This window comes from Streptomyces huiliensis (assembly GCF_020037025.1).
GTDB lineage: Bacteria > Actinomycetota > Actinomycetes > Streptomycetales > Streptomycetaceae > Streptomyces > Streptomyces huiliensis.
Window position 1 is genome coordinate 1 of record NZ_JAIQLH010000145.1, and the last position, 15,801, is coordinate 15,801.

Sequence of the window (15,801 nt, forward strand, 5' to 3'; positions counted from 1 at the left end):
GGCGAGGGCGTGGGCGCGCTCGGAGAGCCGCGCGATGGTCGTCGGACGGCCGCGGCCCGCCGGGTCGGCGGTGCCGGCGGTGGTGCCCGGGGCGCGCCGGTCCCGGCCGGCGCGTTCCGCCGTGGCCGGCGCGTCGCCTGTGACGGTGGTGGCGTCGTGGGCGCGGTCGGTGCCGGCGATGGTGTCATCCGTGAGGGCGGTGGCCTCGGCAGCCTGCCCGTGAACCTCGGCGCGGGGCGCGGCCTCCGCGAAGGCCACCGCCCCCGGCGTCCGCCGGACCCGCTCGGCGAAGGCGGCCGGCACGGTCGTGTCCGGGTCGGCGGGGACGCGGACGGGAGCCGTCGGTTCCTCGTCCGCGAACGGCAGGTCGGCGACGGGCGTCTCGGGGGCCCGGACCGCCGCGGCCAGCAGGCGGCGCAGCCGGGACGCCGTCCGGACGGCCGTCTCGTCGTCGAAGAGGTCGGTGCCGTAGACCAGGGAGCCGTGCAGCCGGTCGCCGTCCTCCCAGAGGTGGAACTCCAGGTCGAAGCGGGTGGAGTGGCGCGGCAGCGGCTCGGCGGTCAGGTGGGCGCCCGGCAGCGGGTGGTCCAGGCGGGGCGGGTTCTGGAGGGCGAACATGACCTGGAAGAGCGGGTTGCGGCCGGGGTCGCGCTCCGGTTGCAGGACCTCGACGAGCTTGTCCAGCGGTACGTCCTGGTGGTCGTACGCGCCCGTGCAGGCGCGCCGGGTGCGGGCCAGCAACTCGGCGAAGGTCGGTGAGCCGGACAAGTCGCCGCGCAGCACCAGGGTGTTGACGAACAGGCCGAGCAGCGGTTCGGTCTCCGGGACGTCGCGGCCGGCGATCGGGGAGCCGACGAGGATGTCGTCCTGCCCGGTCCAGCGGTGCAGCAGGGCGGTCACCCCGGCGAGCAGCGTCATGAAGAGGGTGGTGCCGTGGGCGCGGCCGGTCGCGCGCAGCGCGCGGGTGAGGTCGTCGGGCAGCTCGAAGTCGACGCGCGCGCCGCGGAACGACTGTACGGGCGGGCGGGGGTGGTCCGTGGGCAGTTCCAACGGCAGCAACCGGCCGTCGAGTTGACGTTTCCAGTAGTCGAGTCGGCGCTCCAGGCCCGCGCCGTCGAGCTGTTCGCGCTGCCACTCCGCGAAGTCCGCGTACTGGATCTCCAGCGGGGCGAGGCCGGCCGGCTCGCCGGTGACGTGCTCCCGGTAGAGGGCGGCGAGTTCGCGCGTGAGGATGTTGAGCGACCAGCCGTCGGTGACGATGTGGTGCAGGCAGAGCAGCAGCAGGTGCCGGCCGGGCGCGGTGGTGAGCAGGGCGGCCCGGAACAGCGGCCCGGCCGTCAGGTCGAACGGCCGCCCCACCCACTCCAGGGCCCACGGGTGCTCGTCCTCGGCCGCGCACTCCGCCGTCTCCAGCCGGACGTCACCCGCCGGTGCGACCAGCTGCCGCGGTTCGCCGTCGCGCTCCGCGAACGTCGTGCGCAGGATCTCGTGGCGGGCGACGACGTCGTCCAGCGCGGCCTGGAGGGCGGCGGGGTCCGCCTCGCCGGTCAGCCGCAGCGCCAGCGGGATGTTGTAGTACGGGTTGCCGCGGTCGAGGTGGTGGAAGAACCACATTCGTTGCTGGGCGTAGGAGGCCGGGAAGAGGAGGGCGTCCGGGTCCTCCGGCGTGGTGGCGGGAAGGGTGGTCTCGGCCGGGGACACGGCTACTCCGTCCTGTGGTCGCGGGTGGTGCCGGCGGCGGCCCGGGCGCGGCGGGCGCTGGGCCGGATGCGGGGCGCGGCCCCGGCGGTGGGCGCGTCGAGCAGCGGGACGAGCTCGGCGACGGTGGGCGCGTCGAAGATCCGTTGCAGTGACAGTTCGACGCCCGTGGTGTCGCGCAGCCGCGCGAACAGCTGCATGGCCAGCAGGGATTCCCCGCCGAGGTCGAAGAAGTTGTCGTGCACGCCGATGCCGTCGATGCCGAGGACGTCCTCCCACAGCCGGACGACGTGCTTCTCCCGGTCGGTGCCGGGCGGGGTGTACGGGACGGAGAGGACGGGCCGTTGGTTGAAGGACCGGCTCATGGGGGAGGCGGCCGGGGCGGCCGGGCCCCGGGTGCGGCGGGCCGCCACGAGGGTGTGGTCGGCGGCGTCCGCCCCGCCGTCCCGGGGGAAGGCGGTGACGTCGGCGAAGCCCTCCGCGTCCAGCAGCCCGGTCCACTGGTCCGCGGTGACGAGCGGCGAGCCGTCGCGCAGGTCGTCGTCGAAGTACCACCAGCCCTCGTAGAGCCCGGTCGTCATCAGCGACCAGCGCTGCTGCCGCGACGCCTCCAGCAGCATCAGGACGCCGTCCGGGACGAGCAGCGCGCCCGCGTTGCGCACGGCCGTCCGCAGGTCGGGGGTGGCGTGCAGGACGTTGAAGGCGAGGACGACGTCGAACGCGCCGGGTGGGAAGCCCTGTCCGGCCGGGTCCTTGGTGATGTCGAGGACGCCGAACTCCATCCCGGTCAGCCCCTCCTCCCGGGCCCGGCGCTGGCCGTCCAGGACGAACGACCGGCCGAGGTCGGTGAAGTGGTAGGAAAGGTCCGGGAGTTCGCGGAGGGCCTCCGCCACCTCCCAGGTGAGGTAGCCGCGTCCCGCGCCGATCTCCAGGATCCGCACCGGCCGGCCCGCCTCGGCGGCGAGCCGGGCGACCGTCTCGGCGATCAGCCGGCGGAAGAGGGGGATGTCGCTGTAGGCGAGGCGCCGGTCGATCAGGGCGCGCTGGCGGGCGTCGTCGCCGTCGGGCAGCAGCACCTCGGTGCCGGCCGTGGTGCCGTCGAGCACCCGGGGGTAGTGCCGGACGCAGTGGTCCAGGAAGGCCAGGTCCTCGGCCTGTTCGGGGTGGCCGGCGAGGATCTCGCGGGTCAGGGCGGCCGCTTCGGGGACGTCGGCGGCGGCCGAGGTGACGTGCAGGCGTTCCCCGTCCGCGCGCAGGATCCCGTCGTCGGTGAGCATGCCGAGCAGGGCGTCCAGGAACCGCCGGTAGCCGGGGACCGTGCGGAACGCCCGGTGGACGTCCTCGCGGTCCAGGGCGGTACCGGGGGCGAGCGGCAGCCCGGCGGCGCGGAGCACCGCGCACACGTGGGCGACGGCCAGCCGGTCGAGCCGGGCGGTCAGCTCCTCCGGGTCGCGCAGCGGCGGGTGTTCGGCGCGCAGCCGCCGTTCCGCGAGGGTCATCCGCGGGAGTTCCGCCGCCAGCGCCACGGGGAACGGCGCGGGGGCGGCCGGCCGGAGCCCGGGGGCCGCCTCGCCGGCGGGCCGGTGGACGTCGATCCAGTGCCGGGCGCGGCGGAACGGGTAGCCGGGCAGCGGGACGCGGCGCGGGGACCGGCGGGCGTGCACGGCCGCGACGTCGGCCGGGGCGCCGAGGGTCCACAGCCGCCCGACCGCGTCCAGCAGCGTCCGGTGGTCGGGTTCGGCGGCCTGCGGGTGCCGCATGGCGGCGACGACGGGGGCGGCGCCGCCCCGGGCGCGGACCAGCCCGGTGAGGGCCCGGCCGGGGCCCACCTCCAGCAGCACCGGGTCGCCCTCGGCGAGGAGGGTGTCGAGGCCGGCGCCGAAGCGGACGGGCTCGCGGGTGTGCCGCACCCAGGCGGCTGGGTCCGTGGCCTGCTCGGGGGTGATCCAGGTGCCGGTGAGGTTGGAGACGTACGGGATCTCCGGTGTCTTCAGCGGCAGTCGGGCGACGGTCTCGGCGTAGGTGCCGAGGATGGGGTCGAGCAGCGCGGAGTGGGCGGCGGCGCCGAAGCGGATGCGGCGGTGCCGTACGCCGTCGCGCGTCAGCCGCTCCTCCGCCCGTGCCAGCGCCTCCTCCGGACCGGCGAGCGCGCAGGCGGCGGGCCCGTTGACGGCGGCCAGGGAGAGGCCGCCGTCCAGGTAGGGCGCGACGGCGTCCTCGCCGAGGGAGACGCCCAGCATCCCGCCGGTGCCGGCCGCGCGGGCGAACAGCTCCTCGCGGCGGACCACCAGCGGCAGCAGGTCCTCGGGGGCGAGGACGCCGGCCACGCAGGCGGCCGTGTACTCGCCGAGGCTGTGCCCGAGCAGCGCGGTGGGCCGGATCCCCCACGACATCAGCAGGGTGGCCAGGGCGTATTCGGTGGCGACCAGGGTCGGGAAGACATCCTCGGGAGTGCCGGGAACAGCGGGTCCGCCGTACAGCATGTCCCGAAGGTCGCGGCCGAGCAGCGGGCGCAGCACGTCGGCGCAACGGTCGATCTCCCGCCGGTAGACCGGCTCCGTCTCGTACAGGCCGCGGCCCATCCCGGGGTGCTGGGAGCCGGCGCCCGGGAAGAGGAAGACGACGGGCTGGTCGGTGCCGGCGGGTCCGGCCGCCGGGGGCGCGGCGAGCAGCCGCCGGGCCGTGTCGGCGGTGTCCGCCGCGGTGAGGGCGAGCCGGTGGGGTCGGGCGCGGCGGCCGGCGGCGAGAGTGTGGGCGACGTCGGCGAGCGGCAGGCCGGGGTGTGTTTCGAGATGCCGGCCGAGGTTTCCGGCGAGGGCCGCCAGGTCCTCGGGGGAGCGGGCGGACAGCGTCAACAGCGCTTCTTCACCGCCCGTTCGGGAAGGCCGGGGCGCGGGTGCCTCCTCCAGGACGACGTGCGCGTTGGTGCCGCCGATGCCCAGCGAGCTGACGCCGGCCCGGCGCGGCCGGCCGTCGCTCTCCCACACCCGGGTGGCGGTGGGGACGTGGAACGGGCTCTCCTCCAGGCCGAGCAGCGGGTTGGGGGAGCGGAAGTGCAGGGTCGGCGGGATGGTCCGGTGCTCCAGCGCCAGCACGGTCTTGATGAACCCGGCGATGCCCGCCGCCGCGTCCGTGTGCCCGATGTTGCTCTTGACCGAGCCCAGCGCGCAGAAGCCGCGCCGGTCGGTGGAGGCGGCGAACGCCCGCTTCAGCGCCGCCACTTCGATGGGGTCGCCGACCGGCGTGCCGGTGCCGTGCGCCTCGACGTAGCCGATGGAGTCGGCGTCGACCCCGGCCACCGCCTGCGCGGCGACGATCACCTCGGCCTGCCCGGCGGCGCTGGGCGCGGCGAAGCCGACCTTGCGGTCGCCGTCGTTGTTGACCGCGCTGCCCTTGACGACGGCGTGGATGTGGTCGCCGTCGGCCAGGGCGTCCGCCAGCCGCTTCAGCACCACGACGCCCAGACCCTCGCCCGCGAGCATGCCCGTCGCGTCGGCGTCGAACGGCCGGCAGTGCCCGTCGTGCGAGAACGGGCCGTCCTTGACGTACCGGTAGCCCTGCCGCAGCGCCGGGTTGAGCGAGACGCCGCCCGCCAGGGCCGTGTCGCACTGGTGGGAGAGCAGGTCCTGGCAGGCCAGGTGCACCGCCACCAGCGACGTGGAGCAGGCGGTCTGCACCGACAGGCTGGGACCGGTGAGCCCCAGCTCGTACGAGACCCGGGTGGCCAGCGTGCTGTTGACGTTGCCGAGCTGGGCGTGGTGCAGGGTCACGCTGTCCGCGCCGCGCAGCCGGGGGTGCACGTGGTCGAGGAAGTAGCGGCTCTGCACGGCACCGGCGTAGACGCCGACGGCACCCGTCGTCGTCCCCGGCCCGTACCCCGCGTGCTCCAGGGCGTGGTGGGCGCACTGGAGGAACAACCGCTGCTGTGGGTCGAGGAGTTCGGCCTCCGACGGCGGGTAGCCGAAGAACTCGGCGTCGAACTCGTCGATGCCGTCCACCACCGACGCCACCTTGACCAGGTACGGGTCGTCCAGCCGCGCCGGGTCGCCGCCCGCCGCCAGGTACGTCGCGTCGTCGAGCGGCGCGACCGCCTCCCGGCCCTCCGTCAGGCCGGCCCAGAACGTGTCGAGGTCCGGCGCGCCCGGGAAGCGCCCGGCCATGCCGACGACCGCGATGTCGGTGCCCTCGTCAGGCCCGTCCGCTGCCACGTCGCTGTTCACAGTGGTCACCGCGTCCTTTCCCCGGGCGCCTGCGCCCGCTGTCGCGCCGTCCGGCCGGCGGCCGCCGCGCGCCGTGCCGCTGTCTGCCGCCGTCGTTCGGCCTGCGCCCGGATCCGGTCCAGCTCGGGACCGCCCCCGTCCTCCGCCGGGGTCCCGCGGGACATCCGGGCGGCGAGGGAGGCGACCGTCGGGTGGTCGTAGAGCTCGACGAGGGGGACGTCGTGGCCGAGCCGGCTCCGGTAGAGGGCCTGGGCCCGTACGAGGAGCAGGGAGTGGCCCCCCAGGTCGAAGAAGTTGTGCCGGACGCCGATGTCGTCCCGGCCCAGCAGCTCGGCCCAGACGGCGGCGACGTCCCGCTCCAGGGCGTCGCGCGGCCGGACGAACGGGGTCGCCGCCTCGTCCGGGGCCGCCGGCGCGAGGGCGAGCAGCGCCCTGCGGTCCGTCTTGCCCGCGCTGGTCAGGGGCAGGGCCGGCAGGACGTGCAGCTCGCCGGGGACCGCGTAGTGCGGGAGCCGGGCGGTGAGCCAGTCGCGCAGCGCGGCGACGGAGGGCGCCTCGGTGCCGGCCTCCGGGACGCACCAGGCGGCCAGCCGGTCGCCGCCCGGCGCGCCGGTGCGCAGCAGGGCCGCGCTCTGCCGGACGGCGGGGTGGGCGGTGAGCGCCGCCTCCACCTCGCCCAGTTCGACGCGGAAGCCCCGCACCTTGACCTGGTCGTCGGCCCGGCCCAGGAACTCGATCCCGCCGTCCGGCCGGTAGCGGCCCAGGTCGCCGGTGCGGTACAGCCGCCCGCCCGGGGCGTCGGCGAACGGGTCGGGGACGAACGCCTCGGCCGTCCGGCGCGGGTCGTTCAGATAGCCCCGGGCCAGCGGCATGCCGCCGAGGTACAGCTCGCCGGGGACGCCGACGGGGACCGGGCGCAGCGCCCGGTCGAGCAGGTACAGGCGGGCGTTGGGGTTGGGACGCCCGATGGTGACCGTCGCGCCGTCCGCCCGCTCGTCGAAGACGTGGCAGCTGACCCCGATCGTGGCCTCGGCGGGCCCGTACCCGTGGTACATCGTCGCGCCCAGCCGGTCGCGGAACCGCCGGTACAGCGCCGGGGTGAGCGCCTCGCCGCCGCACCACAGGTGGCGGATCGAGCGGGCCGTCCGGGAGATGTCGTCGCGCTCCAGCAGGACGTCCAGCATGGAGGCGACGATGTAGAGGAACGTGACGCCCTCCCGCTCGATCACCTCCGCGAGGTGGTCGATATCGCCGTGCGCGTCCGGGTCGGCCAGGACCAGGCGGGCGCCGTTGACCAGCGGCAGGAAGATCTCGTTGACGGAGATGTCGAAGCCCATCGGGGCCTTGTGCAGGACCCGGTCGCCGGTGGTCATGCCGAGCAGCCGGGACTGCCACACCAGGCGGCCGGAAATGGCCTGATGACGGATCATCACGCCCTTGGGGGTGCCAGTGGAGCCCGAGGTGTGGATGACGTAGGCCAGGTTTTCCATGTCCACCGCCGGAACGGGCTGCGCGGCGGCGGGTTCGTACGGCTCGGCCAGGTCGAGCACGGGAACGTCCAGCGGCGGGGGCGCCGGCGTGGTGGCCGCGTCGGTGAGCACCAGGACGGGACGGGCGGCCCGGGCCACGTCCGCCCGCCGGAGCGCCGGCCAGGAGGGCTCCAGCGGCATGAACGCGGCCCCCGCCTTGAGCACCGCCAACAGGGCCACCACCAGCGTCGGCGAGCGGGTGAGGTGGACGCCCACGACGTGCTCCGGCCCGGCGCCCAACGTCCGCAGCCGTACGGCGAGTTCATCGGCCCGCGCGTCGAGCTCGCGATACGTGAGGGAGGCGTCCCGGGCGACCACCGCGACCAGGTCCGGCGTCCGGGCGGCCTGCTCCTCCACCAGCCGGTGCAGGGGCCGGGTCTCGGCCGGGTCGTCGTGCGTCCGGCTCCACTCCTCCAGCGCCCGGCGCTCCTCCTCCCCGGTGAGCAGCGGCAGTTCGCCCAGCCGCCGGTCCGGGCCGAATGCCGCGCCCCGGAACAGCTCCACGAGGTGGCCGAGCAGCCGCTCGACGGCCGCCGGGGAGAACAGGTCGGCGCGGGCGGTCAACCCGAGGACGACGTCCCCGCCGGCCTCCCGGGCCTCCAGCACCAGCGGGAAGCGGGCGGTCCCGTTGTGGTGCGGCAGCTCCTCGAACAGCACCTCGGGGGTGCGGACACGGCTCGGCTCCGCCGTGACGAACGAGAACACCGCGTCGAACAGCGCCGGTTGCCCCACCGCCCCGGCGGGCCGCAGCGCCTCGGTGACCCGGTCGAACGGCACGTCCTGGTGGGCGAAGGCGTCCGCGCAGACGTCCCGGACGCGGCCGAGGAGGGTACGGAAGGAGGGGTCCCCGGCGAGGTCGGCGCGGAGCACCACCGTGTTGCCGAAGTTCCCGACCACGTCCTCGAACTCGGCCCGGCCGCGGTTGACCACCGGCGAGCCGACGGCGATGTCGTCCTCGCCGGTCCAGCGGTGCAGCGCCGTCTGGTACGCGGCCAGCAGCGCCGTGTACAGGGTGACGCCGGACTCCCGGGCCAGGGCGCGCAGCGCACCGGCCGCGTCGGGGCCGAGGCGGGCGTCGCGCCGTACGCCGTCGGTGCCGGTGGTACCCGGGGCGGCGTCGCGGTCGGCGGGGAGCGCGAGGGCCGGCGGGTGCGGCAGCAGCCGTTCGCGCCAGTGGGCGAGCTGGCCGTCCCAGGCGCCCTCGGCGAGCCGGTCCGCCTCCCAGCGGGCGTAGTCCGCGTACTGGACGCGCGGCCGGGTGACGGGCGCGGGCGCGCCGCCGGTGGCCTCCGTGTAGCGGTGGGCGAGTTCGTCGAGCACCCGGCCCCACGACAGGTCGTCGAAGGCGATGTGATGGACCGTCAGCGACAGCAGGTGGTCGTCGGCGGCGAACCGGAACAGCCGGAAGCGGACCGGTCGTTCGGCGTCCAGGTCGAAGGGGCGGCGCCCCTCCTCGGCCACGGCCGCCCGGGCCCGCGCGGCGCGTTCACCGACGGGCACGTCCTCGAGGTCGGTCAGCGGCAGCGGGACCGGCGCCGGGGGCAGCACCCGGCGGCCGGGGGAGCCGTCGGTGTCCGCCGGGTAGACGGTCCGCAGGATGTCGTGGGCGTCCGCCAGGGCGGTGAGGGCGGTGCCGAGGGCGGCCGGGTCCAGCGGTCCGGTCAGCCGGACGCCGCCGCACAGGTTGTAGGCGACGCCGTCCGGCTGGAGCCGCCGCAGGAACCACATGCGCCGCTCGGCCGACGACAGGGGCGCCGCGCCCGTGTCGTCGCCGTGGACGGCGACCGGGGCGAACGACGGGTCCGGGCCGGCCAGCCCGGCCTCGGCGAGCAGCAGTTCGGCGAGTTCCCGCCGTTGTGTCTCGGCGGTGGGGTCGGACTGGTCCTCGGTACGCGTCACTGCGGTCCTCTGTTTCTCGCTCCGGGCCGCGGCACGGCGGGCCGGGCCCCGCGGACGGACGCGGGGGAATTTCCGGAGGGAATTCCGGGGAAAAGGCGGTCACCTGGGTTCCGGTACCACTCCTGTGGCCTCGGCCGAACGTAACAGCGGGCCCCGCGGGCGTCGTCCAACCCGGGTAGCCATTACGGCCTCCAACCGTGGTTTCCCCTCCTCCCGCGGAGCTTGCCGCGGACTCGGCGGGATATGTACGCTCGCGCCTTCCGGAAGTACGGGGTACACACGGCCGCGGCCGTCGGGCGAACCGCCCCGCGGCGCCCGGCCACTGGAGCGCGGGAGAGCGAGCATGACGGACGGGACCACGGCGGGCGGGACCACGGCGGACCGACGGTGGACGCGGCGGCATCCGGGCCTGCCGGGCGCCCCGCGCCTGGTCTGCTTCCCGCACGCCGGCGGCGGGGCGAGCGCCTACCGGGGCTGGGCCGACCGGCTGGCGCCGGAGGCCGAGGTACTGCTGGTGCGGTACCCGGGCCGCGAGGACCGGTTCGAGGACCCGCTGATATCCGACATGGCCACGCTCGCCGACCGCGTCACCGCCGCGCTGCCGCTCTCGGCGGACCGGCCGCTGACGCTGTTCGGCCACAGCATGGGCGCGGCCGTCGCCTTCGAGGTGGCGCGGCGGATCGAGGCCGCCTGCCCGGGCGGGCTGGCCCGGCTGTGCGTCTCCGGCCGGCCCGCCCCGCACGCGGCCCCGGAGTCACAGGTGCACCTGCTGCCCGACGAGGACCTGGTGGAGGACCTGCGCGCGCTCGCCGGGACCTCCGACGCGATCCTCGACGACGAGGAGTTCCGCGCCCTGTTCCTGCCCGTCGTGCGCAGCGACTACCGGCTGATCGAGACGTACCGGCCGGTGCCGGGCGCGCGGATCACGGCGCCCGTGTCGGCGTTCTGCGGCACCCACGACCCGCACGTCCGGCCGGAGGAGATGCCGCGCTGGCGCGAGGTGACGTCCGGCGGCTTCACCCTGCGCACCTTCTCCGGCGGGCACTTCTACCTCCAGGACCACCTGGACGGGATCGTCGCCGAGGTGGCCGGCCTGCTCGGGCCGGCGGAGGCGGCGTCGCTCGCCGGGTGAGTCGGGTGAGTCGGGTGAGTCGGGTGAGTCGGGTGAGTCGGTGAGTCGGGTGAGCCGGGTGAGTACGGCCCCCGGCCCGTCATCGCGGGGTTCACGCCGTCGAGCGCTGCTCCGCCACCCCGCCCGCGACGCCGATCTCGTACGCGAGGATGACCGCGTCCACCCGGTTGCGCAGGGCGAGCTTGCGGCAGATGCGGTTGAAGTGCGACTTCACCGTGGCCTCGGACAGCACCAGGACGTCGGCGATCTGCTGGTTGGTCAGGCCCTGGGCGACCAGCCGGAAGATCTGCAGTTCGCGCGGGGTGAGTAAGGCCAGCTCCCCGGCGGGCCTGAGCGCCGCGGCCGGGTGGTCGTCGCGCAGGGCCGCCAGCACCTGGCCGACGATGTGCTCGCTCATCGCCACGCCGCCCCGGGCCACGGACCGCACTCCGGCCACGATCTCCTCCGAGGACTCGCGCTTGTGGAGGAAGCCCCGGACGCCCGCCCGCGCGGCCCCCAGGATCCGGCTCTCGGTCAGTCCGGTCGTGGAGGTGAGGAGGACGACGCCGGCGTAGCGCCCCGCGTGGTCCTCGACGAGGCGGCGGGCCACGCCGAGGACGTCGGGGCCGGGGAGGTCGGCGTCGATCAGGACGACGTCGGGGCGGTGGAGGCGGGCCAGCTCCATGAGGGTGTCGCCGTTGCCGGCCTCGCCCTGCACCCGGAACGCCGGGTCGGCCTCGAAGAGGGCGCGCAGTCCGCGGCGGACCAGGGGCTGTTCGTCGCCCAGCAGGAGTCCGAAGCGCGCTCCGCCGCCGCCTCCGCTTCCGGCGCCCGGTACCTGGCCGGCCGGCCGCGTCGCGCACCTTTCCGTCCGTTCGGCCACACCGCGTACGGCACCAACGCCCCCCATTGTCACGTTCCCCCATCAGACGAGTCGTCGCAGGTAAGCCGGCGCGTGCACCGCGCGGAACCGGGAAAACCATTACCGGTCACAGCGTAGGCGAGCTTTCTCGGGTTCCAAGGGGCCGGATCATTGCGGTCGCAGATTGGCGTGAATTCCATTTGCCCTTGGCAGGGGCCTGCTGGTGGCCATGGCCGACTTTTGGCCGGAACGCTGACTTTGAACGCCCTTTACGAGATGATAACCATTCCCAATGGTGGCTACACGTAATCGATATCCGGCCATCGGCGGACGGCCCGTTCCCGCCGCCGGCGGCCGACGAACCACCTTCAGGTGGGCGACCGGGACAGATGTCCGCAAACAGCGTCCGGCTGCCCGGATGCCCGCAAGGACGCTCAAGTCAGCTGATGCGCCGTCGGGTTGCGCGGCGCCCGGGGCCGCCGGTCCGCGGCCCCGGAGCGGCCGGATCAGGCCCAGTGCAGCGAGCGCAGCGCCGCGTGGTCCGGCGCGCCGCCGGGAGTGAGCGGGAAGTCCTCCAGCAGGACGAACCGGCCCGGCCCGGCCGCCGGGTCGGCCAGCCGCTCGCGCACATGGGCGCGGAGCTTGGCCGGGTGCAGGTTCTCGACCCTGCCGTACCACGGCCGGCTCACGGGCCGGCGCGGGGGAGCGGGTTCGGCCGGGAAGCGGACCTCGGGAGCCGGGCCGCCGCCGTCCGGCGTCCGCACGAACGCGACGTCGAACGCGCCGTCCGGCAGCGAACGGGCCCAGCTCAGCCGGACGGTGTACGGCAGCGCACCGTCGCCCTCGCCCAGCTCCCACAGGTCCTCCGGCTCGACCGCGCCGCGTGCCGCCCCGGCCGCCGCCCGGACCGCCTCCCCGGCGGTCGCCGGACGGCCGGGGCGGGACAGCAGCTCGGCGGCCAGCCGGTCGGCGAGGATCCGGGCGTTGGGGACGCCCAGCAGGCCCAGCGCCGCCGGCCGCTCCGCCGCCAGCCGGCGCCGCAGCTCCGGCACGCCCCCCACGGCGGACCACGGCTCCCAGGCGGGCGCCACCGGCTCGCCGCCCGGGACCGCGTCCAGCCGGATCACCGCGTCGTACCGGTACCGGTTCATCTCGGTGGCCCGCCGGCCGCGCCGGGGCACCACCGCGACGTGCGCGACCCGCGGCAGCCGGCCGAGCAGTCCGGTGAAGTACGAGGGATCGATGAGGAGTTCCGTCCCGGTGCAGCAGCGCCGCTCGACCAGCACCTGCACCTTCTCGGCCGGTGCCCGCTCCGGGGCGCGGGCGAGCTCCAGGCCGGCGGAGAACGCCCGGTTGACGGCGGGCGAGCGGATGTCGCCGACGAACAGGAACCCGCCCTCGGCGACGGCGTCCACCGCCCCGCGCACCACGCGGTCCAGGTACTCCTCGTCCGGGAAGTACTGTGACACCGAGTTGACCACGAAGCCGTTGACGGAGCCCGGCGCCACCGCCGAAAGGTCGTCCGCGGGCGCCTGGAACAGCTCCAGGCCCGCCGGCGGCCGGCCGCCGAACGAGGCCCGGATGCGCTCGACCGCGCCCGCCGAGATGTCGCTCGCCAGATAGCGGCCGGTCCCCTCGACCAGCCGGTGCAGCAACAGGCCCGTCCCACAGCCCACTTCGAGCAGCCGGCGGGCGCCCAGCCCCCGGATCCTGCGCACCGTGCCGTCCACCCAGTCGCGCATGTCGTCCTCGGACAGCTCGGCGCCGGTGTAACTGCTCAGCCAGCCGCGGATGTCGAACGTCGGGTCGTCCGGTGCCGGCTGGGCGTACACGTGGTCGTAGACGCCCTGCCACTCGGCCACGTACTGCCGGCCGAGCTCCGCGCCGCCGGCCGCCACGGCCTCGTTGCGGCGCGGCATCACGTACGCGGTCCGGGTCCGGGTCCCGTCCGCGTGCTCGTCGACGAGGACCGCCGAGCGTTCGACGCCGGGGTGGGCGTCCAGGGCCCGCTCCAGCGCGCGCAGGCTCTCCTCGGTGACGGCCTCCCGGCCGTTCCGTACGGTCGGCGTCCCCGGGACGGGAGCGGACATGTGCGTCTCCTTTTCCGGCCGGGCGGGCCCGCTGCGGGTGCCCCGGCGAATAACAGGTGGCGGTGTGTTACCGGCCGGACCGGCCGGTCAACGGACCGGTAAAAGGCCGGTCGACAGGATTGGCGCACATGCTAACCGGCGGATTTCCCGCCCGGAAGGCATCCCGGCGGTGTTCCGCGGCGAACCGGGCGTCCGGTCAACACCCGCTTTTCCACTCCTGGTTGCACGGCCCAATGCGTACCCAGGTTGGACGACCGGTCCCCGACGGCGCTGGTAGCGTCCTCGCCGACCGATGCCCTGGGTGAGGGGCAGCCTGCCGCGGAACCATTACCGTCGGGGTGAGACTGAATTGTCGGACAACGTCATTGGTGAAACCCCGGCATGGGGTCCCGCACTCATAGAGGAATTGCAGCGGACGCTGCTGTCGGAAACGTCGCCCTTTCCCTGCACCTTCGCCGTGGCCGGAACGAAGCGGGACACCCTGCGCTACGGTTTCGTCGAATCGCTGGACGACGAGGAGAGCTGGGCGCCGCTGGGCGACCTCCTCACCGAGTACCTCGGGCAGTACCGCGAACTCGGCCGGGAGACCTCGCTGATCGTCTTCTTCCGGCCGGACGGGGTGACCCGGACCCTGGAGCGGTACCGCGAGCGGTTCTGGGCGGTCCTCCAACACCTGCACGACCACGACCGCGAGCCCTGGCCGGCGGAGGTGCCGCAGGACACCGAGGACCCGTGGTGGGAGTTCGGCTTCGGCGGCACGTCCATCTTCGTGGTCTGCAACACCCCCGCGCACGTGCTGCGCCGCAGCCGGCACAGCCCCGCCTTCTTCATCACCTTCCAGCCGCGCTGGGTCTTCGAGGAGCTGGGCGCCGACACCCCGCCCGGCGCGGCGGCGCGGCGGACCATCCGCAAGCGGCTGAGCCGCTACGACGCCGTCGAGGCCGCGCCCGAACTGGGCTCCTACGGCGACCCGGACAACCGCGAGTGGCGGCAGTACTTCCTCGCCGACGAGCCGGGGGCCGAGCAGGAGCCCGGGACCGCGGCCCGCTGCCCGTTCCGGCACGGCGGCGGGCCCGAGGTCCCCGCGGGTCAGGCCACCGGCCGGGACAGCACCAGCCGCTTGACGCCGAAGATGGTCGGCGACTCGTAGAACACCGGGGGCTCGGCGAACCGGGGCTCCGGGCAGCGCTCCAGCAGCCGGGACAGCGCGATCCTGGCCTCCATCCGGCCCAGCGGCGCCCCGATGCAGAAGTGGATGCCGTGCCCGAAGGACAGGTGGGGGTTGGGGCTGCGCGTGACGTCGAAGGTCTCCGGGTCCGCGAACTGCCGCTCGTCGTGGTTGGCGGACAGCACCCAGGAGGCGACCATCGTGTCCGCCGGGATGTCCACCCCGCCCAGGATGGTCTCCCGGGTGGTCAGCCGGTACGCCAGCGGGGCCGGCGGGCTGAAGCGGAGTACCTCCTCCAGCGCCGCGGGCACCTTCTTCGGATCCGCCCGCAGTGCGGCCAGGGCCTCCGGGTTGTCGTTCAGGCAGAGCAGGCTGTTGCCCAGGAGCAGGGTGGTGCTGATGTGCCCGGCCAGCAGCAGCATCAGCGTGATGGTGAACACCTCGCTCTCGCTCAGCCGTTCACCCTCCACCTCCGCGGCCACCAGCCGGCTGAGCACGTCGTCCGACGGGTGCCGCCGCCGGTGCGCCGCGTGGCCGAGGACGTACGACTCCATCTCCAGCAGCAGGTGGTTCATCGCGTCCGGCACCTGGAGGCGCGCCGAGTCCACCGCGCCGGTGTCGTGGTGCGCCGAGACCAGCGCGTCGGCCCAGCCCCGGAACATGGCGTGGTCCGCGGCCGGCACGCCCAGCAGCTCCGCGATCACGGTCACCGGCAGCGGGTTGAAGAACGCCTCCACCATCTCGACCTCGTCGCGGCCCGCCATCGCGTCCAGCAGCCGCGCCGTGATCTCCTCGATCTTGCCCTCCAGGGCCAGCACCGCGCGCGGCGTCAGCGCCTGGGAGACCAGCTTGCGCAGCTTGCCGTGGCGCGGCGGGTCGGTGACGCTCAGGTGGCCCTTGAGGAGGTTGGGCACCGTGCGCTCGCCCTCCGGGGTGCGCACGGTGACCGGAGCGGCCGGAACCAGCCGGCCGAAATCCGAGGAAAAGGTTTCCGCGTCCTTCAGCATCCGCTGCGTCTCGGCGAATCCGAAAACCTGGTAGGTGCCGGTCGCCTCGTCGCGCAGCACCGGATTCTCCCGGCGGTTCGCGGCCAGCCAGCCGCGCAGCGCCCGGCCGCCGTCCGCCGTACCGGGGGGTGGGCCGGTCACGGTTTCGGTCATGCGTTCCACACCTTTCCACTTCGATTCCCGCGCGCCCGGTTCAGGTTCCCGGCCGGCGCAGCCA

8 protein-coding genes are annotated in these 15,801 nt (G+C 74.9%); 2 read left to right on the forward strand and 6 right to left on the reverse strand.

The window, feature by feature from the left end; translation table 11 throughout:
• From JNW98_RS22995 to JNW98_RS23005, 3 genes are all read right to left on the reverse strand, one after another.
• The coding region (locus JNW98_RS22995; RefSeq protein ID WP_223770170.1) for a condensation domain-containing protein at nt 1-1,701 on the reverse strand (1,701 nt) is incomplete at its 3' end.
• 2 nt (nt 1,702-1,703) lie between these two features.
• Nucleotides 1,704-5,927 (reverse strand): type I polyketide synthase, encoded by a 4,224-nt coding sequence (locus JNW98_RS36680; protein WP_223770171.1) that lies wholly within the window; start codon nt 5,925-5,927, stop codon nt 1,704-1,706.
• Nucleotides 5,924-9,346, reverse strand: a complete 3,423-nt coding sequence (locus JNW98_RS23005; RefSeq protein ID WP_223770172.1) for a non-ribosomal peptide synthetase — start codon at nt 9,344-9,346, stop codon at nt 5,924-5,926. The genes JNW98_RS36680 and JNW98_RS23005 overlap by 4 nt, the downstream gene beginning before the upstream one ends.
• A gap of 343 nt (nt 9,347-9,689) precedes the next feature.
• On the opposite strand from JNW98_RS23005, the gene JNW98_RS23010 reads away from it, so the two are divergent.
• Nucleotides 9,690-10,478, forward strand: coding sequence for a thioesterase II family protein (locus tag JNW98_RS23010; protein ID WP_223770173.1), 789 nt, complete (start codon nt 9,690-9,692; stop codon nt 10,476-10,478).
• A 91-nt stretch (nt 10,479-10,569) separates the two neighbouring features.
• Here the strand turns inward: JNW98_RS23010 and JNW98_RS23015 are convergent, their stop codons facing one another.
• Nucleotides 10,570-11,340 (reverse strand): LuxR C-terminal-related transcriptional regulator, encoded by a 771-nt coding sequence (locus JNW98_RS23015; protein ID WP_223770174.1) that lies wholly within the window; start codon nt 11,338-11,340, stop codon nt 10,570-10,572.
• 485 nt (nt 11,341-11,825) lie between these two features.
• Entirely contained in the window at nt 11,826-13,409 is a 1,584-nt protein-coding gene (locus JNW98_RS23020; RefSeq protein ID WP_223770175.1) for a class I SAM-dependent methyltransferase, read from the reverse strand.
• Nucleotides 13,410-13,701: 292 nt separating this feature from the next.
• On the opposite strand from JNW98_RS23020, the gene JNW98_RS23025 reads away from it, so the two are divergent.
• Nucleotides 13,702-14,559, forward strand: coding sequence for a YqcI/YcgG family protein (locus JNW98_RS23025; RefSeq protein WP_223770176.1), 858 nt, complete (start codon nt 13,702-13,704; stop codon nt 14,557-14,559).
• Here JNW98_RS23025 and JNW98_RS23030 read toward each other — a convergent pair.
• Nucleotides 14,499-15,737: a cytochrome P450 gene (locus tag JNW98_RS23030; protein WP_223770177.1), complete on the reverse strand. Its 1,239-nt coding sequence runs from the start codon at nt 15,735-15,737 to the stop codon at nt 14,499-14,501. The genes JNW98_RS23025 and JNW98_RS23030 overlap by 61 nt on opposite strands.
• Between the last annotated feature and the right edge of the window lie 64 nt (nt 15,738-15,801).